Here is a 24,315-nt window from a genome sequence, read left to right on the forward strand (position 1 = left end):
AGAAAAGAAGAGGGTATGTTTTTCTTTCTTTCCCAGTAAGTAGATAGTTTGTTATCAATAATCTAAAAGAGGAATGTTATGACTCAATTAACAGAAGCTCAACAAAAAGCCTGGGAAGGTTTTGTCGGTGGAGATTGGCAAAAAGAAGTTAACCTGCGTGACTTCATCCAAAAAAACTACACTCCGTATGAAGGCGACGAATCTTTCTTAGCCGATGCAACACCTGCAACCACTGAGTTGTGGGATAAAGTAATGGAAGGGATTAAAATCGAAAACAAAACGCATGAGCCGTTAGATTTTGATACGGATAACCCATCTACAATCACTTCCCACAAACCGGGTTATATCAACAAAGATTTAGAAAAAATCGTCGGTTTACAAACCGATGCGCCGTTAAAACGTGCAATTATGCCGTTCGGCGGTATCAAAATGGTGAAAGGTTCTTGTGAAGTTTATGGTCGTCAATTGGATCCTGAAGTAGAACATATCTTTACCGAATATCGTAAAACCCACAACCAAGGTGTTTTCGACGTTTATACGCCGGACATTCTTCGTTGCCGTAAATCCGGCGTGTTAACCGGTTTGCCGGATGCTTACGGTCGTGGTCGTATTATCGGTGACTATCGTCGTTTAGCAGTTTATGGTATTGATTTCTTAATGGCGGATAAGAAAAAACAATTCGCTTCCTTACAAGCTAAATTAGAACGTGGCGAAGACATTCAAGCTACCATTCAATTGCGCGAAGAAATTGCCGAACAACATCGTGCATTAGGCAAAATCAAAGAAATGGCGGCGTCTTACGGCTACGATATTTCTAACCCGGCAACCAACGCGCAAGAAGCTGTTCAATGGACTTATTTTGCTTACTTGGCAGCCGTAAAATCCCAAAACGGTGCGGCAATGTCATTCGGTCGTGTATCTACCTTCTTAGATATTTACATTGAACGTGATTTGAAAAATGGCAAAATTACCGAACAAGAAGCGCAAGAATTAATCGATCACTTGGTGATGAAACTTCGTATGGTTCGTTTCTTGCGTACACCTGAATACGATCAATTATTCTCCGGCGACCCGATGTGGGCAACCGAAACCTTAGCCGGTATGGGCTTAGACGGTCGTACTTTAGTGACCAAAAATAGCTTCCGTATCTTACACACCCTCTACACCATGGGACCGTCTCCGGAACCAAACTTAACCATTCTTTGGTCCGAACAATTGCCTGACGCATTCAAACGTTTCTGTGCCAAAGTATCTATTGATACCTCTTCCGTACAATACGAAAACGATGATTTGATGCGTCCGGACTTCAACAGCGATGACTATGCTATCGCGTGCTGTGTATCTCCGATGGTGGTAGGTAAACAAATGCAATTCTTCGGTGCCCGTGCGAACTTGGCGAAAACCTTGTTATACGCAATCAACGGCGGTATCGATGAGAAAAACGGTATGCAAGTCGGTCCGAAAACCGAGCCGATCCAAGACGCAGTGCTTGATTTCGACACCGTGATGACCCGCATGGACAGCTTCATGGATTGGTTGGCAACACAATATGTTACCGCCTTGAACATCATCCACTTCATGCACGATAAATACGCTTATGAAGCGGCATTAATGGCGTTCCATGATCGTGACGTTTATCGCACCATGGCTTGCGGTATCGCAGGACTTTCCGTTGCAGCCGACTCTTTGGCAGCAATCAAATATGCGAAAGTTAAACCGATTCGTGGCGACATCAAAGATAAAGACGGCAATGTTGTGGCGTCTAATGTGGCAACCGACTTCGAAATCGAAGGCGAATATCCGCAATTTGGTAACAACGATCCGCGCGTTGATGACATCGCCTGCGACTTGGTTGAACGTTTCATGAAGAAAATTCAAACTCACCACACTTATCGCAATGCAACACCGACACAATCAGTGCTTACTATCACTTCTAACGTGGTATATGGTAAGAAAACAGGTAACACACCGGACGGTCGTCGCGCAGGCGCACCATTCGGACCGGGTGCTAACCCAATGCACGGTCGTGACCAAAAAGGTGCGGTAGCGTCTTTAACTTCTGTTGCTAAATTGCCATTTGCTTACGCGAAAGACGGTATTTCTTATACCTTCTCCATCGTACCAAATGCGTTAGGTAAAGATTACGAAGCGCAAAAACGTAACTTGGCAGGCTTAATGGACGGTTACTTCCATCATGAGGCCTCTGTTGAAGGCGGTCAACACTTGAACGTTAACGTAATGAACCGTGAAATGTTGTTAGACGCAATGGAAAATCCGGAAAAATATCCGCAATTAACCATCCGCGTATCTGGTTACGCCGTACGTTTCAACTCGTTGACTAAAGAGCAACAACAAGACGTTATCACTCGTACATTCACTCAAACCATGTAATTTAGTGATAAAACGACGTTAATATATCAGCCGCTTACCTTCAGGTAAGCGGTCTGATTTTTTCTGTATTTAAGTATGTTGGGGAAAGTAAAATGATTACCGTAATTGCACAATTTTCAGTAAAAGAGAATAATATCGGCGATTTTCTGGCGAAATGCCGGGAATTGATTAAACATACCCGCCAAGAAGCAGGCTGCCTCTCCTATGAATTACAACAAAATACCGAACAGGCGAATCACTACGTCTTTTTAGAACAGTGGAAAAGCAAAGCCGATTTAGAATTACATTTTGCCACACCGCATTTCACCTCCATCGTGCCTGTCTTGGTGGAATATTGCGAACAAGCGCCGGTGGTGCAAACGTTCCAAAAAGCGGAATAAAAAATACCGCCAAAAACAACCGCACTTTTAGCTATTCATGACAAATTATCGGGGAATACATGTCAGTTGTCGGAAGAATCCACTCTTATGAATCCTGCGGAACCGTTGACGGGCCGGGGATTCGTTTTATCTTATTTATGCAAGGCTGTTTAATGCGTTGTAAGTATTGCCATAACCGCGATACTTGGGATTTGCACGGCGGCAAAGAAATTACCGTAGAAGAACTCATGAAAGAGGTGGTGACTTATCGCCACTTTATGAATGCTACCGGCGGCGGTGTGACTGCATCGGGCGGTGAGGCGATTTTGCAGGCGGAATTCGTACGCGATTGGTTCCGTGCCTGTAAAGCGGAGGGCATTCACACCTGCTTGGATACCAACGGATTCGTACGTCATTACGATCACATCATTGATGAACTCATTGATGTCACTGATTTAGTGTTGCTGGATTTAAAAGAGCTCAATGACAAAGTACACCAAAATCTTATCGGCGTGCCGAACAAACGCACTCTGGAATTTGCCAAGTATTTGCAAAAACGCAATCAGCCTGTATGGATTCGTTATGTGGTCGTACCCGGTTATACGGATTCAGACCACGACGTGCATCTGCTCGGACAATTTATTGAGGGCATGAACAATATCGAAAAAGTGGAGCTTCTGCCATACCACCGCTTGGGCGCCCACAAATGGGCGGCAATGGGCGAAAAATACGAATTGGAAGATGTCAAACCGCCGACAAAAGAATCCTTGGAGCACATTAAAGGTATTCTTGAAGGTTACGGTCACGTTGTGAAATATTAATCAGGTAGGAAGGTATTTATCTTTTCTAAAAAACATTTTTAGACAACGGTTGCATTCAATTCACTCTTACCTCACCGCTGGCGCGCGTTTCCTAACGCGTGCTTTTTTATGTCAATGTATTACAAGCACACGCTAGGAAGCGTGCGCTATCAAATGCCCGCCCGAATTTTGGTTTGATTTCACGGGCGGTCACAGGACCCGCCCTTACACAAAAACACCTAAAAAAAATGACCGCACTTTTCCCGTAAATAAACCGTCTTCCTCGTTTACGCTGCCATAAAACCGCACTACAATAACCACTCAATCCCTTCTGTTTTAAGGAATCCCATGCGCTACATTCTCATCGCGCTATTTTTATGGAGCAGCTCTTTTGTTGCCGGTAAATATACTTACACCATGCTTGACCCGGTACTGATGGTGCAAATGCGTTTGTTGATTGCCGCCCTGATTGTGCTGCCCGTGTTTATTCGGGTTTGGAAACGTGTACCCAGAGAGGTTCGCCCGCAAGTCTGGTGGCTGGGTTTCTTTAATTATCCCGCGATTTTTTTATTGCAGTTTATCGGCTTAAGTCACACGTCCGCGTCCAGCGCTTCCACCATGTTGGGGCTGGAGCCTTTTCTGGTCGTGCTTATCGGGCATTTTTTCTTTGGTGATAAAGCCAAAACCCACCATTGGATTTTCGGTTTAATTGCGTTCTTAGGTGTTGCATTATTAATCGCCGGAGGCGAGGAAACGGGCAATATCAGTCTATTCGGTTGTCTTTTGGTTCTGCTTGCCGGCGTTGTGTTCGCTTCTTGTCTGCGTTGGACGCAAAAAATCATCGTACAACTCACCGCGCAGGTTTATACCACCACCAGCATTGTGCTTGGCACCATTACCTGCATTCCGTTCACCTTATGGCTGACGCAAAGCTGGCAAATCCACTGGAATTGGCAGGGCGTCGCAGGCTTGTTGTATATCGGTATAGGTTGCAGCTGGCTGGCGTATTATTTATGGAACAAAGGCATTAACAGTGTGGATTCTAATCTCGCCGGCATTTTGGTGTCTTTGGAGCCGGTGTTTGCCATCATCTTGGCGGTGTTATTACTGGGTGAGAATATCAGCCCGCTTTCTTGGTTGGGAATTTTGGCGGTAGTCAGCACTACCTTGATTTCCAGTGTCTATCCGCGCTTAGTGCGTCGCGCCGATTAGCCTTAAAAACGTTAAAAAAACACCGCACTTTATGTTGCAGCGCATAAAGTGCGGTGGTTTTTATCGGTGTTTTTACTGCACGATCATCAAGCCCATGCAGCCTTTATCCGCCAGCATTAAATCCGACGCGCCGAAAGTAAAGGGATAATTGTTGGAGGAGGTGTTTTCAAATTTCACCAAAAGCGTGACCGTGCCGTTAATCCAAACCGTGTCTTTCCACGCGATCTCGGCAGCTTCCAACGGCGTATCGTTGACAGATTCGACGATAAATTTCGCCCCGCGGACGGAAAATCCCACAGCGGAGGAGGCGGTCAGCGTCCAACGTTCCACGCTGTCTAATTTTGCAGAAATATCCAAACGGCGCGGGTCGAATCGATTTTTGTTGATGGTGGCGTTGTTCGTATCAATATGGAAACTGCGTTCCTGTTGTACTTGGGCGGATAACACACTTGGTGCATCCGTTTCAAATTGCCAGGTTTTTTCTTTCTGCTCAAAGGCGCCGGCTAGGCCGTCCGGGCGTAACTCTAAAATGGTGTTGTCAATCAACTCACCGTCCGAGCTGAAGAAATTGCCGATTTTATCGAAAAAGCCGCGTTTATGACCGGCAATTAAACTCACCGTTTCGCCGTTGTTTAAATCCACCAGAATTTCCACCCGTTCGCTTGGCGCGAGATGAACGACATTGACTTTTTTGCCTTGTGGTAAGAAGCCGAGATCTTGCGCAATCAGCGTAAATTCCCGTTCGTCGTCAAAGCGAATTTCATAGGCGCGGGAAAGGGACGCGTTCAACAAGCGTAGTCGCACCAAACCGCGCGGCGCGGTTAAATAAGGCTCTTCCTGCCCGTTGACAAATAAACGGTCGCCGATCAGCGAGTTTTGATTTTGTTGGAACAATTGCGCCCCTTCGCCGTTGAGCTGCATATCCTGCAGAATCAGCGGAATATCATCCACGCCGTATTTCTGTGGCAATCCCAATTTTGCACTGTCTTTGTCTTCAATAATCCACAGCCCCACAAGCCCGCGATATGTTTGGTAGGCGGCGCTGGCAAGGGTACAGGCGTGATACCAACAAGTGGCGGGTGCTTGTGTAATCGGCACAATGGGCGCCCAGGTTTCGCCTTGTTGCAGATTTTTAGCGATGCCGCCCATGAGTTCGCCGGAAGCTTGCAAGCCCTGAATGTTCATCGCGACAAATTGCGGTAAATTGTTTTTCCAGTTCAATTTTGCAAAATCGCCTTTTTTAATTTTGATGGTCGGTCCGAGGTAGGAACCGTTAAATCCCCAAACTTCCGTGCGTTTACCCGCCAATAGAGGCGTTTGGGTATTTTGCATATTGAGGAAAATCGGCTTGCCGCGACGGGTTTCAAATAACGGCGGCACGTACAGCGGCGGGTTGGTTGCCGCCAGTAAAGGCGCCGGCACGGTAAAAAGTGCGGTGGAAAATAAAGTTGTTTTTAATAATTGGCGACGGGAACAGGATTTCATTTGCGTATTAGCCTGCTGATGAATGAGTTGGCGCGGATTGGGCAATTTCCTGATCGAGTTCGGTAATGCGCTTTTGCATCACATCGTGGCAATATTCCGCGAGCTCGCGTACATTTTCGCGCGTGTAGCCGGAAACATCGATAGGTTCCAACATTTCACAAATCACCTTGCCGTTATCCCAACGGTTCAAATCAATTTTATTATGGGTGGTGGAGCAGACCACCGGCACGACAGGCACGCCGGCGGCAATGGCAGCATGGAATGCGCCGGTTTTGAAAGGCAGTAAGCCGCGCCCGCGACTGCGTGTGCCTTCCGGGAACATCCAAATAGATAAGTTATCGTTGTTAATGCGGCGTGCCAATTCGGTCATGGTGTTATGGGCTTTGGAACGATTGTCGCGATCCAAGAAAATATTGCCTGTCGCCCAATATAAAATGCCGAAAAACGGCACCCAAATCAGGCTTTTTTTGCCGACGCTCACGGTGCGCGGCATCACCATGTAAGAAATTGTCACCATGTCATAGTTGTTTTGGTGGTTGCCGATGTAAATGCAACGTCCGATTTTATCCGCATTCGGCGGGTAGCGGTGTTCTACTTTTAAACCGAATAATGGATGTAACCGACCGAACCAACGGGCGAAAATGCCCACATTACTCGGATTGCGAAAACGGATGAAAGAATAAAGCGTGCCGAAGACACAAATAAGAATACAACAAATCACAATAATGAAAATTCTGGCGATTTTTAACATGATAAAGCCCCTTAAAAATTTGCCTAAGTATAGCGAAATTAACCCATTAAGTGTATTAATAACTGCCAAATGTGCTAATCTAAGCGAAATTTTTTTAATTGAATTCTTATGCAAAAAACCTATTTCATTGCGGATTTACATCTTAGCGAAAATCGACCGCACTTATTGGCGCTTTTTCGCCAGTTTATGCAGGAACTGGCGCCTCAGGCGGAAAAGCTCTATATTTTAGGCGATTTATTTGATTTTTGGATTGGCGATGATGAACAATCCCCGTTAATCGCCGATGTTCAGCAATTAATAAAAAACCTGACGGCACAAGGCGTGCAATGCTATTTTCAACATGGTAATCGGGATTTTTTAATCGGCAAAAAATTTGCCGCCGCCTGCGGATTAACGCTATTGCCGACCTATCAGGTGATTGATTTATACGGCGTGTCTACGCTTTTATGCCATGGCGACACCCTTTGCGTGGATGATGTGAAATACCAACAATACCGCAAAAAAGTACATCAAAAATGGCGTCAATGGCTGTTCCTGCATTTGCCGTTAAAAGTGCGGTTAAAAATCGCAGAGAAAATTCGGGCGAAAAGCCGTCGGGATAAACAAACGAAACCGACGGAAATTATGGACGTAAATGCGGATTTTGTGCAGCAAACCTTCGCGAAATTTCAGGTGGCACAAATCATTCACGGGCACACGCACCGTCAAAAACACCATGAAATTTCACCGCACTTTGCGCCTATTTTGCACCGCATCGTACTCGGTGATTGGGGGGAAGCCTCTTCGATTTTGGAAGTGACGCCTTATTCCATTCGATTTATTAATGATACGCTTAGGAGGGAACATGGCTGATCCGCATATTAAATCGCCCATGGACGTTTGGGATTACGCGACGGTTGTTATCTATCGCTCGGGATTTTGCCTTGCTGCCCCGATGTTGTTGATACTACCTTGGTATCCTGAAACGGCGCACATCGGCCTATTAATCGTAGCCACCTTGTGTGCCGCCTGCGTGCACTTGTATATGAAAAATTTTCGCTATATTTTTCAGTTTGCCATGTGGTTGGGGTTGTTGTGCCAAATTCTGGGTTTTCCTCAGCTTGCGTTGGGCGCGTCGTTTTTGGTGCTGGGCGGGTTAAGTTATAAAGAATATTTTTGTTTCCGTGTGTTTGCGCTCAATCTGCAACCTCTGTTTTTTGCGATGTTGTGGTTCGCGTTGTTGTTTCATCTCACATGGCTAAGCACTTTACTGTCTATTGTTACAGGCATTTTAATTCTATTATTAAGTATTCAAAAATGGCGTATGCCGTTACATTTTGATATCGGCGATAAAAGCAAATATCAAATTTAATTTTTTCTCTTACAAATAAAAATTAAGGTAACCAATAAACGGAGTTGTAACTCATATGAATAAGATACAAAAAAGATATTTTATTGGATTGACTCACTTTTTGGGCAATGTTCTCGGCCCGAAATATGAAGTGGTGTTCCATTCCTTTGATAAAAATAAAGCTTCCATGGAAGCCATCGTGAATAGCCATGTGAGCGGCAGAAACCTTTCTTCGCCGCTCAGTTCCTTCGCCTCGAATATGTTGCAGGAAAAAGTCTATTTAGATAAAGATTTTATCTTTAATTACAAAGCCGTTGCGGATTCCGACAAGATGATTCGCGGCTCCACGTTTTTTATTAAAAACGGCAAGCGATTAGAAGGGATTTTGTGTATTAACCATGATACCTCCGAGTTGATGGATGCCATGTCGAAATTAATTTCATTGGAAAATCTGGGAAATTTTATCAATGTGTTAGGTTTTGATCCTTCATTGGATAAAAACGAAACGGAGGAAATTACCAGCAAAGAAAAATTGGAACATTCCCTTGAGGATATCCTCTCGGAATACCTCGATCCTAATTTATTAAATTCCGGTAAAAGCCTGAGTATAAGACAAAGGGAAAATTCAGTGAGAATATTATTTGAGAAAGGGGTATTTAATCTGAAAGGGGCCATTCCGATTGTGGCAAAATATTTAAGAATCTCCGTGCCAAGCGTTTATCGCTATTTAAAATTAGTCCAAGAAAAAGAATAAAAAAATTGACATTCTAAGTGCGGTTAGAATGTCAATTGTTTTTATGAGGCAGTATTTTATCAGCCGACGACAACCGGCAAGTAGCCGAGTTTGATCAGGAACGGAATGCTCACGATGATGATACCTAAAATCGAGACGAACAATAATAATCCTGGGCCGCCGGGTACGCGATAGGGTAAATTCGGGTGTCGTTGACGGGCTTTCCACACCAATGCGGCCGGCAAGACTACCGCATAGAATGCAAACATTTGTCCGGCATAGCCTAACGCTAAGATGAAACCTTCAGGGTAGAAGAATGCGAACAATAACGGCGGGAAGAATGTGAGCACGCCGAGACAAGGTCTGTTGGCATCAATATTGAAGGCGCGTTTGAGCAGGTCTTCAATACATTCAAACAAGCCTAATGCAACGCCGAGGAATGACGTAATCAAGGCGAGGGCGGAGAACAGTTTCACTACGCCTGCAATCATGTTGCTGCCGGTAATGACTTTTACCGCTTCCACTAAGCCATTTAAGGTCGGATCCTGATTTAAAATTTCTAAAAAGCGGGTTTGAGTTAATACACCGTGAGTGGAAAATTGCCACAAAATATACCCGATGAGCGTAATTGCCGAACCGGCAATAATGGAAATTCGCAACGCTTTAACATTACCTTCTAAGTATTTGTTTAAACTTGGAATAGAACCGTGAAAGCCAAACGCAGTAAAAAAGACCGGGCTGGCGGAAATCAGTAAAGCGTTATCTATGGGCATTGCCATGAGATTATCTACATGAATTTCCGGAATCATTAACCCAAGGGCAACGAATAAGGCGGCGATCATGGTGAAAAATAAAATACGATTTAAGCCGTCAACAATTTTGGTTCCGATAACGATAAACATGCCGAAAAAGACGGTGAAGAGTAGGATGGATCCTTTCATTTTGAGATCCGGAGTCGCAAAGTCCGGCAACGTTGAAGCCAGTATGGAGCCACCACCGGTGACATAAGCGGAGAGCAACGCATACAGGAAAACCATGAGTACGGTGGTTGCCACAACCCGTCCCGCTCTGCCGAAATATTGTGCCGCCAAGGTGCCTATACCCGCGTCGTATTCCGCCGTTTGATACACTTCTACGAAAAGCAGTGCGCTATAAGTCAGCAATACCCATAAAACGCAAAGTAAAACCACCGTAAATGTGAAGCCGATACCCGCCGATGTCAGTGGCATGGCAAGCATCCCCGCGCCGATCATCGTCCCCGATGTAATCAGCGTACTGCCTAATGTTTTGTTCATGAGTTTTCTCCTTTCTTATGTTCGTAGAAAGGCTAGTCACTTCCTTATCTGACAATACATCAAACTACAATGTCACTAGAATGTTTTCGCATTTTTTCCATTAAAATTCCGATTGGATATAAGAAACCCTTACTTCGTTTCCGAAGTAAGGGTTGATATGACTATTTTTGTTCAAAACGTGCAGTGAAGAAACGGAGTTGTTTCGGTTCATACACGAAACGAAGACCTTTGATGTCTTGTTTATGTTTGAATAGATGGATGATACCGTCAGCCACTAAATCCATGTGCGCGTAGGTATAGACACGACGTGGGATGGTGATCCGTACGGTTTCCAGTTTCGGATGGTGGTTTTCACCGGTTTTTATATCACGACCGGCGGATACGATACCGCGTTCCATGGTACGTACACCACATTCAATGTAGATAGCCGCTGCCAAGGCTTGTGCCGGGAAGTCCTCTTCTTGTTTCAAATGCGGGCAGAAACGACGGGCATCCAAGAACACGGCATGACCACCAATCGGTTCAACAATCGGTACACCGGCGGCTTTTAATTTTTCGCCGAGGTAACGTACTTGTTTTACGCGGTGCTCGATGTATTCTTCTTGGGTGGCTTCTTTCAAACCGATTGCCATGGCTTCCATATCACGACCTGCCATACCGCCGTAAGACGGCATACCTTCAAATACCACTACCAACTCTTTGGCTTTCATGAACAACTCTTCATCATTCATACATAAGAAACCGCCGATATTGGTTAAGCAGTCTTTTTTACCACTCATAGTACAGCCGTCGGCATAGCTGAACATTTCTTGAATGATGGACTTAATGGAACGATCTTTGTAGCCTTCTTCCTGTTCTTTAATGAAGTACGCATTTTCAACGCAACGGGTGGCATCGTAGAACACTTTAATGCCATGTTTCGCGGTTAATTCGCGCACTGCTTTCATGTTAGCAATGGATACAGGTTGACCGCCTGCAAGGTTAACAGTGACCGCCAAGCATACATAAGCAATATTTTCAGCGCCTTTTTCATTGATGAGATTTTCTAATTTTTTGAGGTCGATATTGCCTTTAAACGGCACATCTAAGGTCGCGTCATGGGCTTCGTCACGAATAATATCGTAGAAGATACCGCCGTTGGCTTCTTGGTGATAACGGGTGGTGGTGAAGTACATATTGCCCGGTACGTATTGTCCCGGTTTAATGGCGATACGGGAAAGGATATTTTCCGCACCACGACCTTGGTGGGTTGGCACAACGTGTTTAAAGCCGAATAGTTCTTGCACGGTTTCTTGCAGATGATAGAAGTTTCTACTACCGGCATAAGCCTCGTCGCCCAACATGATACCGGCCCATTGACGGTCACTCATTGCGTTGGTACCGCTGTCGGTTAAAAGGTCGATATACACGTCTTTTGAATCAAGTAGGAAAGTATTATATCCCGCTTCTTTCATTGCTTTTTCGCGTTCTGCTTTCGGTAAAATGGAAACCGGTTCAACACTTTTGATACGGAACGGCTCTGCTGGATAGTATGTCATAATTTGTCTCCTATTTATGATGAGTTTAAAGTCCATGTTTGGTAACTCGTTTCTCAAACCACTATCATCGAGTTGTGCTTATACTAATAAAAATTTTTCATCGTTACTGTGAGCAAGGTTACAAATAATAAAAAATTATTAAATTTTAGATTTTTTCAAATGAATAATAATTTTTTATAGATTCGTGATTAATTTATGGGCGATTTTTTGTATTTGAGAGGCGTTATCAGCAGAAAATATTGATTTATATTTAAAAGAAGAGGCGACAAAAATGTGCAGATAAAAGAATAGCCCCGTTTTGGGGCTATTGTTATGAAATGAGAATGGTAAATTTTACTTCACACGAGAAACATATTCGCCGGAGCGGGTATCTACACGAATCACTTCGCCGATTTGAACGAATAACGGCACTTTCACCACAGCGCCGGTGCTTAAGGTTGCCGGTTTACCGCCGGTACCTGCGGTGTCACCTTTCAGACCCGGGTCAGTGTCAACGATTTCTAATTCTACGAAGTTCGGTGGGGTCACGGTAATTGGCGCGCCGTTCCATAAGGTCACGATACAATCTGCTTGGTCTAACAACCACTTTTCGGCATCGCCCACGGCTTTCGCGTCAGCGGAATATTGTTCGAATGTTTCCGGGTGCATGAAATACCAGAAGGCATCGTCTCTGTAAGAATAGGTTAAGTTTAAGTCCATTACATCAGCGGCTTCAACGGAAGTCCCGGATTTGAAGTTTACATCCAAGACTTTGCCGGAAATTAATTTACGAATACGGGTGCGGGTGAACGCTTGACCTTTGCCGGGTTTAACGAATTCATTTTCAACGATGACGCAAGGCTCGCCGTCTTGCATAAATTTTAGACCTGGTTTGAAATCACTGGTAGTATATGTAGCCATATTATCCTCAAGAAAAAGATTGTTTTTTAAAAGTGGCTATTCTACATCAAAACATCTCGATTAGAGAAGAACAAAGTTGGTTGGAACACCTTGCAAAAGGCATTTCCGACCCAAAAATCTTATTACAACATCTGGAACTCCCTCTCGAACCGTTCAAACAAGACGTTGAAGCCCGTAAATTATTCGCCATGCGTGTGCCTTTGCCTTTTGTGGCAAAAATGGAAAAAGGTAATCCGCGCGATCCCTTATTTTTACAAGTCATGTCAGATGTGGATGAATTCTTACAGGCAGAAGGATTCAGCAAAGATCCGCTGGAGGAACAAGGCGATAAAAACGTTGTCCCCAACATTCTGCATAAATACCGGAATCGTTTATTATTTTTGGTTAAAGGCGGTTGTGCGGTGAATTGCCGCTATTGTTTTCGTCGTCATTTTCCTTACGAAGAAAATAAGGGCAATAAACAAAATTGGCAAAACGCTTTACGCTATATTGCCGATCACCCTGAAATTGAGGAAGTCATTCTTTCCGGCGGTGATCCGCTGATGGCAAAAGACCACGAGCTCGAGTGGCTGATAAAACACCTGGAAAATCTACCGCACTTAAAGCGTCTGCGTATCCATTCACGCCTGCCGGTAGTGATCCCACAGCGCATAACCGATGATCTTTGCCGTATTCTGATGCAAACCCGGTTGCAAAAGATTCTGGTCACGCACGTGAATCATGCCAATGAAATTGATGAAGATTTTTCCAATGCCATGGATAAATTAAGAAATTGCGGTGTCGTATTATTAAACCAATCGGTTTTACTGAAAAACGTGAATGACGATGCCCATATTCTGAAAGCGTTAAGTGACCGTTTATTTTCGGTGGGGATTCTGCCTTATTATTTGTTTCTGCTCGATAAGGTGGAGGGCGCGGCGCATTTTTATTTGGACGATGCGCAAGCCTTAAGAATCTACAAACAATTACAAACTATGACCTCCGGTTATTTGGTGCCGAAGCTTGCCCGTGAAATTGGTTGTGAGCCAAATAAAACCTTGTATGTGCCCTGATATTCCGATACCAAAAAAGTGAAAGATGTTTTAGAATAGGCGCGATTTTTTACTTATCAATTTATGTCGTGGCTTATTCGCTTCCTGTGTGAATCCGTAGTGTGAAAAACGCAGGAAAAAACCACCGCACTTTTACGGCATATCAGCATTATTTAATCAGAGGTATATTGTGGATTCTGAAAAAAGAACCCCGGAAAACGAAAATAATCCGGCACAAAATGAATTGGATTTAGGCTTTAGTCAAATGGAACCGATCACCCCGAAAAAAGTGATTAAACCGGAACCGTCTTTCTTTGCAAAAGCTAAAGGGATCTTCGCTAAGAAAGAACAAAAAAATACGGAAAATCAATTTGCTACCCGCAAAGAGCCCGTATTCGGTAGCGCCGGTGCGACTGGAGAAACAAGCATGACAAGCGAAAACCCAAGCGAGAAATTTTCCACAGAAGACCGCAATGAAAACAATAATGAACCGCAGATTTCCGTCGAAACTGTGGCAGAGATCACCTCAGAATCCTCAGCCGAACCTGTTGTAACGGAAATTGAAGAAACCGTTGAACAGGTGCACCCGGAAGCATCGGCATTTCAAGAAAAGCCAAAAGCCGGCTTCAAAAACCCTGAAAATTGGGCGATTTTAAGTATCCTTCCGCAAAAACACCGCCGTATTTTTGTGGCATTATTCGGCGTGGTGTTATTGCTGATTTTCATTTTATGGATGAGACCGAGTTCCGATACCGTGCAATCTTACGAACAACAAAGCAATAACGGTGTACCGATTCAGTTTCAACAATTAGATCAATCACAAACCGTTGAACCGACGGTGTTGGATAATCCTGCGCCGCAAACCGATAACACGGCGGCACAACAACCGGCAACGGCGACAACGACGGAAAATGCCAGCGTTACTACAACAGAGCCACAACCGACGGAACAAGGTGCAACAACCTCCGTTGCCGAGCAAGCGGCGACTACGGCAGTTGAAAATAAACCGGTAGAAGTCAAACCGATGCCGACAGAAACCGTTAAATCCACCGAGCCGCCGAAAACACAAGAGGCGGTGAAACCTCGTCAGCCGCATGAGACTGCGAAAAAGCCAGAAGTAGCTAAAACCGAAAAAGCCAAACCGACGGAAAAAACCACGACTAAACATCAACCGGCGAAACAATCCGCTAAAACCGAAAAAGAGGTAAGGGATATTCTGGAAGGTAAGACAACGACGACCTCCACAACAAAAGCCGCGGCAGGGAGTAAGACGCTAACCATTCCGCAAGGTGTCACCTTAATGCAAGTGTTCCGCGACAATCATTTGCCGGTCGGCGATGTAAACGCCATGACCAAAGCCAACGGCGTAGGCAATGCATTAAGCAGCTTCAAGCCGGGCGACAAAGTACAGGTTTCTTTAAATGCACAAGGTCGCGTTAGCGAATTACGTTTAGCTAACGGCGCCCGCTTTACCCGCCAATCCGACGGCAGTTATCAATTTAAGAAGTAATCCGTAAAATTCAATAAGCGTAGTATTGGCTACGCTTATTCCATTTAAAAGAGACTATATTATGTTAAGAGCGAGCTTCGTTTTAATGGCATTCATCGGCTTAGCGGCTTGTACGGCAAAACCGACGCCGCCCAAAGCGCCGGAAAAACCGCGCACACAGGTTCTGCAGAAATCTACCCAAAAGGGTTCGGCACAGGATTATCGTTGTAAGGATGATAAAACGGTTCGGGTTGTTCGTCACACGACGAAAAATAAGAAGAAATTAAATTCTATCAGTGTGACCTTTAATAATGTGACACATAGATTAACTCCAACCATCGCCGAAAACGGACGCAATTATTCCAATATTCATTGGCTATGGCTGGAGCGCAAAGAGTTCTCTATTCTAAAAAGTAGCGCAGGTGGAATTCTCGCCGAGCAATGCGTTGCGCAGTGATAATTTTCCACCTTTAAAAACACCGAAAAAAATGACCGCACTTTTGTCACCAAAAAGTGCGGTCTGCTTTTAAAACATTTTTAGACTCAAGCGGTTATAACCGCGCTTTCTCGCCACCGAAATCGTGCAACAGATTTTCTGTCAGCTTGCTTAAAATGCCCGTCATGAGCACAAAATCGGCGTCAAAGCGTTGGGCGAAATCTTCTTTTAAAATATCATCGTTTTGTTCACGAATTTGGTCGGCGAATTTCAGTCGTTTCAGGCTGCAATCTTCGTTTAAGACGAATGACAGGCGTTCTTCCCATTCCAATGCCAGTTTGGTAACGAATTTAGAATGCACCAAAGAAAGAATTTCCTCACTGTCCAATGCTTGCTGTTTACAACGAATCACGCCGTCCGTTTGAATATCGCGCAATTCCACTTCTTCCAGCGGCACAAGCCATTCCGGTGTGCTTTCCTGTGCGATCCAATTTTGCATCACCAGTGCAGGTTCGTTGGCGAACGTCAGAGGCACAACAGGCAATGAGCCTAAGGATTTACGCAACAATGCCAGCACCTCTTCTGCCCGTTTAGCAGAGGCGGCATCCACATAAACCAAATTTTTTTCCGCATCGATCCAAATCGCCGTTTGTTGGTATTTACTGAATGCGCGTGGTAATAAGGTGGCGATCACATCGTCTTTTAAGGTTTGTTTTTCCACTTTTTTCAGCTTGCGATTTTCCGCTTGTTCCAATTTTTCCACGCGGGCGTCCAATTCACGCTTCACCACATGAGAAGGCAAGATTTTCTCTTCTTTTTGCGCAAGCAATAAAATCTGTTTGCCCACGGCGAAATATAACAATTCGCTGCCCTTTAGCGGTTGAGACCAACCGAATTTGCTTTGTTCCGATTGATGGCAAGGATGATATTGATTATGTTCGAGGGCATTGGAGAGGGTTTGTTCCGACCAATCAAGGGATTTGGTCAGGCGGTAAATCATGGCGTTTTTGAACCAAAACATAGTAGATCCTTATTCTTATTCAGGTAAAATGTGCGCTATTGTAACTTACTTGAAGGTGAAATATGCAACATAAATTGATTACTTTTATCGGTGGCGGCAACATGGCGCAAGCCATTGTGTTCGGATTGTTAAAGCAAGCCTATCCCGCCGATAAAATTATCGTGTGCGATCCTAATGAAGAGAAACGGGAGTTATTTGCACAAAAAGGCGTGCGTACGAGCCAGGATAATGTTGCAGCGGCAAAACAGGCGGATGTGGTGTTATTGGCGGTGAAGCCGCAAATGTTGGCGGAGGTTTGTGCGCCTTTAAGTGCGGTGGATTTTCAGGCTAAATTGCTGATTTCCATCGCCGCCGGCATTTCAGTTGACAGATTGACCGCACTTTTGCCGAGCGCGCAATCCATCGTGCGCGTCATGCCGAATACGCCGGCATTAGTGGGCGAGGGCATGGCAGGTTTATTCGCCGCTAAAAACACCTCGAAAAATGACCGCACTTTTGCGCAGGATTTGTTATCCGCTGTGGGCAAAACCCTTTGGGTGGAGCGGGAAGAACAAATGCACGCGGTGACTGCCGCTTCCGGCAGTAGCCCGGCGTATTTTTTTCAAATCCTGGAAGCCATGCAGCAGGGTCTGATTCAAATGGGCTTGGGCGAAATGCAGGCGCGTGAGTTGGTGCAGCAGGCAATGTTGGGGGCGGCAAAAATGGTGGTGGAAAATCCGCAGCTGGATTTGGCAACTTTGCGCCAAAATGTCACCTCCAAAGGTGGCACAACGGCAGCGGCGTTGGAGGTGTTTAATCAACGTCAATTTAATGACATCGTGCAACAGGCAATGCTGGCTTGCGTGGTGCGTTCTAAAGAAATGGAAGCCTTATTCTGATGCAAGTTCGTCCTTTCACCTGGCTCGCGCTGAGCTTTTTCGGGTACTATTGCGCTTACGGCGTATTCGTGCCATTTTTCCCCGTGTGGATGAAATCTCAGCAATATGGCGAGGAATTGATCGGCATGGTGCTGGCAAGTGCTTATGTGTTTCGTTTCGTCGGCGGCTTGTTTTTTTCCGGTTTGATTAAACGGGCGTCACAGTTAATCAATTCATTGCGCGTATTGGCGCTTGCCAGTGCGTTGATTATGGCGGGGCTAAGCGTTGTCGCCGAGAGTTTTTGGTGGCTTTTTGCCGCGATCGGTTTGTTCGCCATGGTGAATGCCGCCGGGATGCCGATCACGGATTCGTTGGCGACCACTTGGCAACGTCAAATTCAACTGGATTACGGCAAGGCACGGTTAATCGGCTCCGTGGCGTTTGTGGTGGGCGTGACCTTGTTCGGCAATGTGATCGGCTTTTTCGGCGAGCAAAATATTGTCTGGATTTTGACCGCACTTTTACTGGCTTATACCTTTATGCAGTGCGTGAATCCGACGATTCCGCCGCAGGACGAGCAGTCGGAACATAGCGCTGTCGAAGTTCGTTATTGGGATTTGTTAAAAAATCAAACCACCTTGCGCGTTTTATTGGCTTCCTCTTTAATTCAAGGCTCGCACGCTGCCTACTATGTTTATAGTGTGTTGTATTGGACGAATCTCGGTATTCCCGTGGCACAAACCAGCTTGCTGTGGGGCTTGGCGGTGGTGGCGGAAATTTTGTTATTTTTCTTCTCCCGTCGTTTACTGCAAAATTGGAAAGTCAGTTCTCTGTTCTATTTGGCGACCTTCGCTTGCATTGTGCGCTGGCTTGGGCTTGCCGCCGCGAGCGAGGTTTGGCTCATCGCCCTTTTACAATTACTTCACAGTTTAACTTATGCGGTGGCGCATTACGGCATGGTGCGCTATATCACGACGCAACCGCAGCCCCACATTTCTAAATTACAAGCGCTTTATAACGGCGTGTCCAACAGCGCTATGGTGGCGATTTTGACCGCACTTTCCGGCGTGATTTACCCGTATTCGGCACCGATAACTTTTATGCTGATGGCAATTGTCGCCGCCCTTGCTTTTGTGGTCACTCCGCGCAAAGTGGACGCCTTTTTGGTTAATCGGGGATAAACATGAATAACCTTGCGTTGCTGGATTTATTCCTGAATGAGCTTTGGATTGGTAAAGGGTTGTCGCCGAATACCGTGCAATCTTATCGGCTGGATCTGACCGCACTGTGCGATTGGCTGGGCGAGCGCAATTTGTCCTTGCTCGGCTTGGATGCGGTGGATTTGCAAACGTTTTTGGGCGAGCGGGTTGAACAGGGCTACAAAGCCACCAGCACGGCACGATTGCTCAGTGCTATCCGCAAGCTTTTTCAATATTTGTATCAGGAAAAATATCGCACGGACGATCCAAGTGCGGTGCTGAGTTCGCCCAAATTGCCAAGCCGTCTGCCGAAATATTTAACCGAACAACAAGTGACGGATTTGTTGAACGTGCAAAGCCTGGAACAGCCCATTGAGCTACGTGATAAGGCGATGTTGGAGCTGTTATATGCCACGGGGCTACGGGTCACGGAATTGGTTTCGTTGCACACCGACAGCCTTAGCCTGAATCAAGGCGTGGTGCGGGTCATCGGCAAAGGCAACAAAGAGCGCATTGTGCCCATGGGGGAGGAAGCGACCCATTGGGTGAAGCAGTTTATGTTATACGCCCGCCCGATGCTGTTGGACGGGCAAAGTTCCGACGTGTTGTTCCCGAGCCGACGCGGTACGCAAATGACGCGTCAGACGTTCTGGTATCGGATTAAGCATTATGCCGTATTAGCGGAAATTGATAGCGACATGCTATCGCCGCACGTTTTACGCCACGCATTTGCCACCCATTTGGTGAATCACGGCGCAGATTTGCGCGTGGTGCAAATGTTGCTAGGGCACAGCGATTTATCCACCACGCAGATTTATACTCATGTGGCGAAAGAACGCTTAAAACGTCTGCACGAACGCTATCATCCGCGTGGCTAATTTTGTGCGAATAAATCGAATATTTTTTAATCAATTATGCGCTTTTATTGCGCATTTCCTCGACGCAAAGCCTTTGTCCCGTTATAATTCATCGTCTTATTTTCTATTAATAACGTGTTCGGTGTGAGCATTCGCCGAGTGCATCAATTTGAGGTAACATCATAATGTCATTAAATATTGAAACGACTCAAGGTTTAGAGCGTCGTGTAACCATCACCGTTCCGGCTGAAACCGTTAGTCAGGCTGTACGCGAAGAATTAAAACGCGTTGCCAAAAACGCACGTGTTGACGGTTTCCGTAAAGGTAAAGTCCCTCCGCAAATCATTGAAAAACGTTTCGGCGCTTCCGTTCGTCAAGACATTTTAGGCGATTTATTACAAAAACATTTCTTCCAAGCGGTTATTGAAAACAAAGTTAACTTGGCAGGTCGCCCAAGCTTCACTGTTGAACAATTTGAAGACGGTAAAGAATTAAAATTCAGCGCAACCTTTGAAGTGTATCCTGAAGTTGAATTAAAAGGTTTAGAAAATATCAAAGTGGAAAAACCGGTTGTTGAAATCTCCGAAGCTGATGTTGACAAAATGGTTGAAGTGTTACGCAAACAACAAGCCACTTGGTCCGAAACCCAAGATGCCGCAAAAGCGGAAGATCGTGTCACCATCGATTTCGTGGGTTCTGTTGACGGCGAAGAATTCGAAGGCGGAAAATCCGAAGATTTCGTTTTATTCATGGGACAAGGTCGCATGATTCCGGGCTTTGAAGAAGGCATCGTAGGTCACAAAGCCGGTGATAAATTTACTATCGACGTGACTTTCCCGGAAGAATACCACGCTGAAAAATTAAAAGGCAAAGCGGCGAAATTCGACATTACCTTGAAGAAAGTTGAAGTGATGGTATTGCCTGAGTTGACTGATGAATTCGTTGCGAAATTCGGTCCGAACACCAAGTCTGTTGCTGATTTACGCAGCGAAATTCGTAAAAACATGCAACGCGAATTGAAAAATGCGTTAACGACTCGCGTGAAAAACCAAGTAATCGATGGTTTAGTTGAACAAAACCAAATTGACGTACCAAGCGCAGCAGTTGATCAAGAAATTGACGTATTGCGTCAACAAGCGGCACAACGCTTCGGCGGTAACGCACAACAAGTGGCGCAATTGCCGCGAGAATTGTTTGAAGAACAAGCGAAACGCCGCGTATTGGTCGGTTTATTGTTAGCGCAAGTGATTGCTTCCAACGAATTAAAATCCGATGAAAAACGTGCGAAAGCCATGATCGAAGACATTGCATCTGCTTACGAACAACCTGCTGAAGTGGTTGAATACTACAGCAAAAACAACGAATTAATGAACAATATTCGTAACGTTGTATTGGAAGAACAAGCAGTTGACGCAGTGCTGGCTAAAGCGCAAGTTACCGAAAAAGCGGCAACTTTTGATGAGATCATGAATCCGCAAGCTTAATATTTTCCGTTATTCTCCGCAAAAAGTGCGGTCGAAAATTTAAGTGTTTTTTAGTGAATACCTCGACGAATATCGAGGTATTTTTTTGTCTTGTGAGTCTAATTGCTAGGTTTCAACCGGCAATAAAAAAGGGTATCTGAAGATACCCCCTTTTTCATATTTAAAATTTATTTACTTGGTGATTGCATAAAACGGAAGAAATCGCTGTCCGGTTTTAAAATCAACAAATTGTCTGAATTGGCGAAGCTGCCTTCATAGGCTTTCAAGCTACGAATGAAACTGTAAAACTCAGGTTCTTTACCGAAGGCATCGGCAAAGATTTTGGCTGCTGTAGCGTCGCCGTTACCGCGCAATTCCTGTGCGGTTTTTTCTGCGTTGGCGATAATCAATGTCACTTTACGATCTACATCCGCCTGAATAAACGCCGCTTTTTCTTTACCTTGCGAACGGTGTTCACGGGCGACCGCATCACGTTCCGCACGCATACGTTGGTAGATGGAGGAGGATACTTCATCCGGCAAATTAATTTGTTTAATACGCACGTCTAACACTTCAATGCCCAGCTCAGCGGTACTGTCTTGTCCGCTATTGAGGGCTTTTTTTGCACCCGCCATCAGCTCGCCACGTGTACCGGATACGATGTCTTTAATAGTGCGGGAACCTATTTCCGAACGCAAACGGTCGTTGACTTTACGGCGTAGTAAGTTGGCGGCTTGTGCGTAATCACCGCCACCGGTTGTGGTGAAGAAACGACCGAAATCGTTGATCCGCCATTTCACATAGGAATCCACCAAAAGGTCTTTTTTCTCCACAGTGACGAAGCGATCCGCTTGTCCGTCTAGGGTTTGAATACGCGCATCAAGCACTTTTAAGTTATCGATAAATGGAATCTTAAAATGTAATCCCGGGGTATAAATGGTGACTTTGTTGTCGGCGTCACGCTGTACTTTACCGAAACGTAACATAATGCCACGTGTTCCTTCGGTGACCACCACAATACTGGAATAGACGACAGCGACAATAACTAAAATGGCAGGTAATAACAGTTTACGCATTAGTTAAATCTCCCTTGGCGGCTATTTTCGTTTCTGGTTTCCATCGGACGGTTTGGCGTGTTTGCCCGATTTTCAGTGCGGGAAACAGGCGCAGAATTGACCGCACTTTGTTGGGTTTCCTCACTATTATTGATTTCAGCGGAATTCATTTGTTTTCCTTTGAGCAATTGCTCCAGCGGCAACACGGTTAAGTTATTGCCGTTTGCGGCATCCAACATGACTTTCGGCGTATTCGCCATCACTTTTTCCATGGATTGAATATACAAACGCTCGCGGAACACATCCGGTGCCGCTTTGAATTCAGGCAACAGCGGCTGGAAACGCTCCACTTCCCCTTTCGCATCCAATACCACACGATCTTTATACGCGGTCGCTTCTTCTAGAATACGCTGGGCGTTACCGCGCGCAATTGGTTCCTTCTCGCGGGCATAGGCTTCCGCTTCGCGAATGTAACGTTGTTCGTCTTCTTGCGCTTTAATGGCGTCGTCGAAAGCGTCTTTCACTTCTTCCGGCGGACGGGCGGACTGGAAGTTTACGTCAATGACTTCCAATCCCATGTCGTACGGCTCGATAATTTGATTTAAGGCTTTCCAGGTGTTTTCACGTACGACGGAACGACCGGTGGTTAAAATATCGTTCATGGTCATGTGACCGATCACATAACGCAACGCACTGTCGGTGGCTTGATTTAAGCTGTCGTTGGCGTTAACTGCGCTGAACAGGTATTTTTCAGGATTTTGTACGCGATATTGCACGGTCATTTCCACTTTCACCATGTTTTCATCCTGAGTGAGCATGGAACCTTGCGTTTTTAATTCCTGTACGCGTTCCACGTTGACCGGAATGACGCGATCAATAAAAGTCGGCTTCCAGTTTAAACCGGGCTGTTCGATAGAATGGAATTGTCCCAAACGCAACACCACACCGCGCTCCGCTTCCTTGATAGTATAAAAACCGCTGGCGCCCCATAAAATGACGCCTGCCGCAATGGCGATAGGCAATAATTTACCCAAGCCGGAAGGCAGATTTGAATAGTTTGAGTTGCTGTTTTTCGAACCCTTACCACCCATTTTTTTCAATAAATTGTTGAAAATTTCTTCTAAATCCGGCGGCGATTGCTCATTCTTTTTTTGTGAGTTGGACGAACGATCCCAATTGGACTGACCTTCATTTTTATCGGACGAATTGTTTTCTGACGATTGCCCGTTTTGCTTTGGTTTGCCCCAAGGATCCTGATCTGAACCGTTTAACGACATTGCTTTCTCCGTTTGTCAAAAAATTGTTACAAGTCTAAACAAAATCGAGTGTTAAGTCTAATCATTAATGGGGGTAATTAGCGGATTTTAAAGGGCTAACTATTTACATCGTAGAGAATTTTTTGAAAAAGATTTTGCGTGTCGAGCTGTTTGCCGTTCCAAACAAAATAACGTAATGAATTTGGCGGGTTTTGATTAACGAAAAACGCCAGATAAAAAGGCAGTTCGTCCGTAAAAACCAATTGTCCGCGCGGGCAATGGTCGGAGGAAATCTGCAAGGTTTCAGGTTGGTGAGTGACTTCCGATAATTTCACAATGCCGACGCCTTGGGATTTCAGCACGGCTTCACGTAAGCACCAAATACGGTAAAACGCGGATTTTGGATCCGGATGTTGCTGAAACCAACGGATTTCTTCAGCGGGCGCAAAATGCTCCAACAAGGCGAAATAAGGGCGTTCTTTACGTGGCGATTCGATGTCGATTCCTACCGCACTTTTTTCGCCGTTATGGTTAATATGTAAAATTACGGCGACCCAATCGCCGGAATGGCTGATATTAAAATCAATATCGGAAGACGGAAATTGCGGACGACCGCTCGGTGTGCGGGAAATTTGGCCTAAAAGTGCGGTCGGTTTTCCTGCTGTTTTTAATAACTGCCATAATAGAAAATGCGCTAAACGACGACATTGCCAGCGTTGCTGCACGCGCGGGTTATCGCTGTGTAATGTCAGTAAATTTGCCGGCACGAGTTCGGCAGGGATTTCACGAAAAGGAAACGGAGTGTGAATGCTTCCCCAGGCGATTAGCGTTGTCATGATGATAAGAAAAGTGCGGTT

At 45.3% G+C, this 24,315-nt stretch carries 23 protein-coding genes; 14 read left to right on the plus strand and 9 right to left on the minus strand.

Annotated features, from left to right (window positions below; genetic code table 11):
• Nucleotides 1–78 precede the first annotated feature (78 nt).
• From pflB to DK430_RS06015, 4 genes are all read left to right on the plus strand, one after another.
• A complete protein-coding gene (pflB, locus tag DK430_RS06000; RefSeq protein ID WP_109078184.1) occupies nt 79–2,391 on the plus strand; it encodes a formate C-acetyltransferase in 2,313 nt (770 codons plus the stop codon).
• 92 nt (nt 2,392–2,483) lie between these two features.
• The gene (locus tag DK430_RS06005; protein WP_109078185.1) at nt 2,484–2,771 is read left to right on the plus strand and encodes a putative quinol monooxygenase; all 288 of its coding nucleotides are present in this window, start codon (nt 2,484–2,486) and stop codon (nt 2,769–2,771) included.
• A 59-nt stretch (nt 2,772–2,830) separates the two neighbouring features.
• Complete coding sequence (pflA, locus tag DK430_RS06010; RefSeq protein ID WP_109078186.1) at nt 2,831–3,571, plus strand: pyruvate formate lyase 1-activating protein; 741 nt, start codon at nt 2,831–2,833, stop codon at nt 3,569–3,571.
• Between the two features lie 327 nt (nt 3,572–3,898).
• The gene (locus tag DK430_RS06015; RefSeq protein WP_109078187.1) at nt 3,899–4,762 is read left to right on the plus strand and encodes a DMT family transporter; all 864 of its coding nucleotides are present in this window, start codon (nt 3,899–3,901) and stop codon (nt 4,760–4,762) included.
• A 72-nt stretch (nt 4,763–4,834) separates the two neighbouring features.
• Here the strand turns inward: DK430_RS06015 and DK430_RS06020 are convergent, their stop codons facing one another.
• Together DK430_RS06020 and DK430_RS06025 are read right to left on the minus strand one after the other, a co-directional pair.
• Nucleotides 4,835–6,247 carry a multicopper oxidase domain-containing protein gene (locus DK430_RS06020; protein ID WP_109078188.1) on the minus strand — a complete coding sequence of 471 codons (1,413 nt, stop codon included), beginning with the start codon at nt 6,245–6,247 and terminating at the stop codon, nt 4,835–4,837.
• A 7-nt stretch (nt 6,248–6,254) separates the two neighbouring features.
• Nucleotides 6,255–6,998: a 1-acylglycerol-3-phosphate O-acyltransferase gene (locus DK430_RS06025; protein WP_109078189.1), complete on the minus strand. Its 744-nt coding sequence runs from the start codon at nt 6,996–6,998 to the stop codon at nt 6,255–6,257.
• 108 nt (nt 6,999–7,106) lie between these two features.
• Here DK430_RS06025 and lpxH point away from each other — a divergent pair, with 108 nt between their 5' ends.
• From lpxH to DK430_RS06040, 3 genes are read left to right on the plus strand one after another with little or no spacing between them, the layout of a single operon-like run.
• Nucleotides 7,107–7,850 (plus strand): UDP-2,3-diacylglucosamine diphosphatase, encoded by a 744-nt coding sequence (gene lpxH / locus DK430_RS06030; RefSeq protein ID WP_109078190.1) that lies wholly within the window; start codon nt 7,107–7,109, stop codon nt 7,848–7,850.
• The gene (locus tag DK430_RS06035) at nt 7,843–8,349 is read left to right on the plus strand and encodes a DUF2301 domain-containing membrane protein (RefSeq protein WP_109078191.1); all 507 of its coding nucleotides are present in this window, start codon (nt 7,843–7,845) and stop codon (nt 8,347–8,349) included. The genes lpxH and DK430_RS06035 overlap by 8 nt, the downstream gene beginning before the upstream one ends.
• A gap of 55 nt (nt 8,350–8,404) precedes the next feature.
• On the plus strand, nt 8,405–9,082 hold the full coding sequence (locus tag DK430_RS06040) for a helix-turn-helix transcriptional regulator (protein WP_109078192.1): 678 nt from the start codon (nt 8,405–8,407) through the stop codon (nt 9,080–9,082).
• A gap of 59 nt (nt 9,083–9,141) precedes the next feature.
• On the opposite strand, the gene DK430_RS06045 is transcribed toward DK430_RS06040, so the two are convergent.
• The 3 genes from DK430_RS06045 to efp all read right to left on the minus strand — a co-directional run bounded on the left by DK430_RS06045 (nt 9,142) and on the right by efp (nt 12,794).
• The gene (locus DK430_RS06045) at nt 9,142–10,356 is read right to left on the minus strand and encodes an aromatic amino acid transporter (protein WP_109078193.1); all 1,215 of its coding nucleotides are present in this window, start codon (nt 10,354–10,356) and stop codon (nt 9,142–9,144) included.
• A gap of 161 nt (nt 10,357–10,517) precedes the next feature.
• Nucleotides 10,518–11,894, minus strand: a complete 1,377-nt coding sequence (locus tag DK430_RS06050) for a tyrosine phenol-lyase (RefSeq protein WP_109078194.1) — start codon at nt 11,892–11,894, stop codon at nt 10,518–10,520.
• Between the two features lie 333 nt (nt 11,895–12,227).
• A complete protein-coding gene (efp, locus tag DK430_RS06055; RefSeq protein WP_109078195.1) occupies nt 12,228–12,794 on the minus strand; it encodes an elongation factor P in 567 nt (188 codons plus the stop codon).
• 32 nt (nt 12,795–12,826) lie between these two features.
• Between efp and epmB the strand changes: the two genes are divergently transcribed.
• The 3 genes from epmB to DK430_RS06070 all read left to right on the plus strand — a co-directional run bounded on the left by epmB (nt 12,827) and on the right by DK430_RS06070 (nt 15,771).
• Entirely contained in the window at nt 12,827–13,846 is a 1,020-nt protein-coding gene (epmB, locus tag DK430_RS06060) for an EF-P beta-lysylation protein EpmB (RefSeq protein ID WP_109078196.1), read from the plus strand.
• A gap of 169 nt (nt 13,847–14,015) precedes the next feature.
• The gene (oapA, locus tag DK430_RS06065) at nt 14,016–15,335 is read left to right on the plus strand and encodes an opacity-associated protein OapA (RefSeq protein WP_109078197.1); all 1,320 of its coding nucleotides are present in this window, start codon (nt 14,016–14,018) and stop codon (nt 15,333–15,335) included.
• A 61-nt stretch (nt 15,336–15,396) separates the two neighbouring features.
• Nucleotides 15,397–15,771 (plus strand): MliC family protein, encoded by a 375-nt coding sequence (locus DK430_RS06070; protein ID WP_204352522.1) that lies wholly within the window; start codon nt 15,397–15,399, stop codon nt 15,769–15,771.
• 94 nt (nt 15,772–15,865) lie between these two features.
• Here the strand turns inward: DK430_RS06070 and rdgC are convergent, their stop codons facing one another.
• Nucleotides 15,866–16,771 (minus strand): recombination-associated protein RdgC, encoded by a 906-nt coding sequence (gene rdgC / locus DK430_RS06075; protein ID WP_109078198.1) that lies wholly within the window; start codon nt 16,769–16,771, stop codon nt 15,866–15,868.
• Between the two features lie 62 nt (nt 16,772–16,833).
• Here rdgC and proC point away from each other — a divergent pair, with 62 nt between their 5' ends.
• From proC to tig, 4 genes are all read left to right on the plus strand, one after another.
• Nucleotides 16,834–17,649: a pyrroline-5-carboxylate reductase gene (gene proC, locus DK430_RS06080; RefSeq protein ID WP_109078199.1), complete on the plus strand. Its 816-nt coding sequence runs from the start codon at nt 16,834–16,836 to the stop codon at nt 17,647–17,649.
• Entirely contained in the window at nt 17,649–18,809 is a 1,161-nt protein-coding gene (locus DK430_RS06085) for a 3-phenylpropionate MFS transporter (RefSeq protein WP_109078200.1), read from the plus strand. Before proC ends, DK430_RS06085 begins: the two co-directional genes overlap by 1 nt.
• Before the next feature lie 2 nt (nt 18,810–18,811).
• Nucleotides 18,812–19,705, plus strand: coding sequence for a site-specific tyrosine recombinase XerD (gene xerD / locus DK430_RS06090; RefSeq protein WP_109078201.1), 894 nt, complete (start codon nt 18,812–18,814; stop codon nt 19,703–19,705).
• 164 nt (nt 19,706–19,869) lie between these two features.
• Complete coding sequence (gene tig / locus DK430_RS06095) at nt 19,870–21,168, plus strand: trigger factor (RefSeq protein ID WP_109078202.1); 1,299 nt, start codon at nt 19,870–19,872, stop codon at nt 21,166–21,168.
• Nucleotides 21,169–21,335: 167 nt separating this feature from the next.
• On the opposite strand, the gene hflC is transcribed toward tig, so the two are convergent.
• The 3 genes from hflC to DK430_RS06110 form a co-directional block, all read right to left on the minus strand.
• Entirely contained in the window at nt 21,336–22,223 is an 888-nt protein-coding gene (gene hflC, locus DK430_RS06100) for a protease modulator HflC (protein WP_109078203.1), read from the minus strand.
• A complete protein-coding gene (gene hflK, locus DK430_RS06105) occupies nt 22,223–23,479 on the minus strand; it encodes an FtsH protease activity modulator HflK (RefSeq protein ID WP_109078204.1) in 1,257 nt (418 codons plus the stop codon). The genes hflC and hflK overlap by 1 nt, the downstream gene beginning before the upstream one ends.
• A 95-nt stretch (nt 23,480–23,574) precedes the next feature.
• Nucleotides 23,575–24,294 (minus strand): 4'-phosphopantetheinyl transferase family protein, encoded by a 720-nt coding sequence (locus tag DK430_RS06110; RefSeq protein ID WP_109078205.1) that lies wholly within the window; start codon nt 24,292–24,294, stop codon nt 23,575–23,577.
• Nucleotides 24,295–24,315: the final 21 nt, after the last annotated feature.

Origin of the sequence: Aggregatibacter kilianii (assembly GCF_003129965.1) — a bacterium.
GTDB classification, from domain to species: domain Bacteria; phylum Pseudomonadota; class Gammaproteobacteria; order Enterobacterales; family Pasteurellaceae; genus Aggregatibacter; species Aggregatibacter kilianii_A.

Excerpts from the sequence above, each read along its gene's own strand:
- DK430_RS06045 (WP_109078193.1), bottom strand. The coding sequence starts at position 10,356 with ATGAACAAAACATTAGGCAGTACGCTGATTACATCGGGGACGATGATC.
- DK430_RS06070 (WP_204352522.1), top strand. The coding sequence starts at position 15,397 with ATGTTAAGAGCGAGCTTCGTTTTAATGGCATTCATCGGCTTAGCGGCT.
- rdgC (WP_109078198.1), bottom strand. The coding sequence starts at position 16,771 with ATGTTTTGGTTCAAAAACGCCATGATTTACCGCCTGACCAAATCCCTT.
- hflK (WP_109078204.1), bottom strand. The coding sequence starts at position 23,479 with ATGTCGTTAAACGGTTCAGATCAGGATCCTTGGGGCAAACCAAAGCAA.
- pflA (WP_109078186.1), top strand. The coding sequence starts at position 2,831 with ATGTCAGTTGTCGGAAGAATCCACTCTTATGAATCCTGCGGAACCGTT.
- DK430_RS06020 (WP_109078188.1), bottom strand. The coding sequence starts at position 6,247 with ATGAAATCCTGTTCCCGTCGCCAATTATTAAAAACAACTTTATTTTCC.
- proC (WP_109078199.1), top strand. The coding sequence starts at position 16,834 with ATGCAACATAAATTGATTACTTTTATCGGTGGCGGCAACATGGCGCAA.
- DK430_RS06015 (WP_109078187.1), top strand. The coding sequence starts at position 3,899 with ATGCGCTACATTCTCATCGCGCTATTTTTATGGAGCAGCTCTTTTGTT.
- xerD (WP_109078201.1), top strand. The coding sequence starts at position 18,812 with ATGAATAACCTTGCGTTGCTGGATTTATTCCTGAATGAGCTTTGGATT.
- lpxH (WP_109078190.1), top strand. The coding sequence starts at position 7,107 with ATGCAAAAAACCTATTTCATTGCGGATTTACATCTTAGCGAAAATCGA.
- hflC (WP_109078203.1), bottom strand. The coding sequence starts at position 22,223 with ATGCGTAAACTGTTATTACCTGCCATTTTAGTTATTGTCGCTGTCGTC.
- DK430_RS06085 (WP_109078200.1), top strand. The coding sequence starts at position 17,649 with ATGCAAGTTCGTCCTTTCACCTGGCTCGCGCTGAGCTTTTTCGGGTAC.
- efp (WP_109078195.1), bottom strand. The coding sequence starts at position 12,794 with ATGGCTACATATACTACCAGTGATTTCAAACCAGGTCTAAAATTTATG.
- DK430_RS06050 (WP_109078194.1), bottom strand. The coding sequence starts at position 11,894 with ATGACATACTATCCAGCAGAGCCGTTCCGTATCAAAAGTGTTGAACCG.
- tig (WP_109078202.1), top strand. The coding sequence starts at position 19,870 with ATGTCATTAAATATTGAAACGACTCAAGGTTTAGAGCGTCGTGTAACC.
- DK430_RS06040 (WP_109078192.1), top strand. The coding sequence starts at position 8,405 with ATGAATAAGATACAAAAAAGATATTTTATTGGATTGACTCACTTTTTG.
- pflB (WP_109078184.1), top strand. The coding sequence starts at position 79 with ATGACTCAATTAACAGAAGCTCAACAAAAAGCCTGGGAAGGTTTTGTC.
- DK430_RS06035 (WP_109078191.1), top strand. The coding sequence starts at position 7,843 with ATGGCTGATCCGCATATTAAATCGCCCATGGACGTTTGGGATTACGCG.
- DK430_RS06025 (WP_109078189.1), bottom strand. The coding sequence starts at position 6,998 with ATGTTAAAAATCGCCAGAATTTTCATTATTGTGATTTGTTGTATTCTT.
- DK430_RS06005 (WP_109078185.1), top strand. The coding sequence starts at position 2,484 with ATGATTACCGTAATTGCACAATTTTCAGTAAAAGAGAATAATATCGGC.
- DK430_RS06110 (WP_109078205.1), bottom strand. The coding sequence starts at position 24,294 with ATGACAACGCTAATCGCCTGGGGAAGCATTCACACTCCGTTTCCTTTT.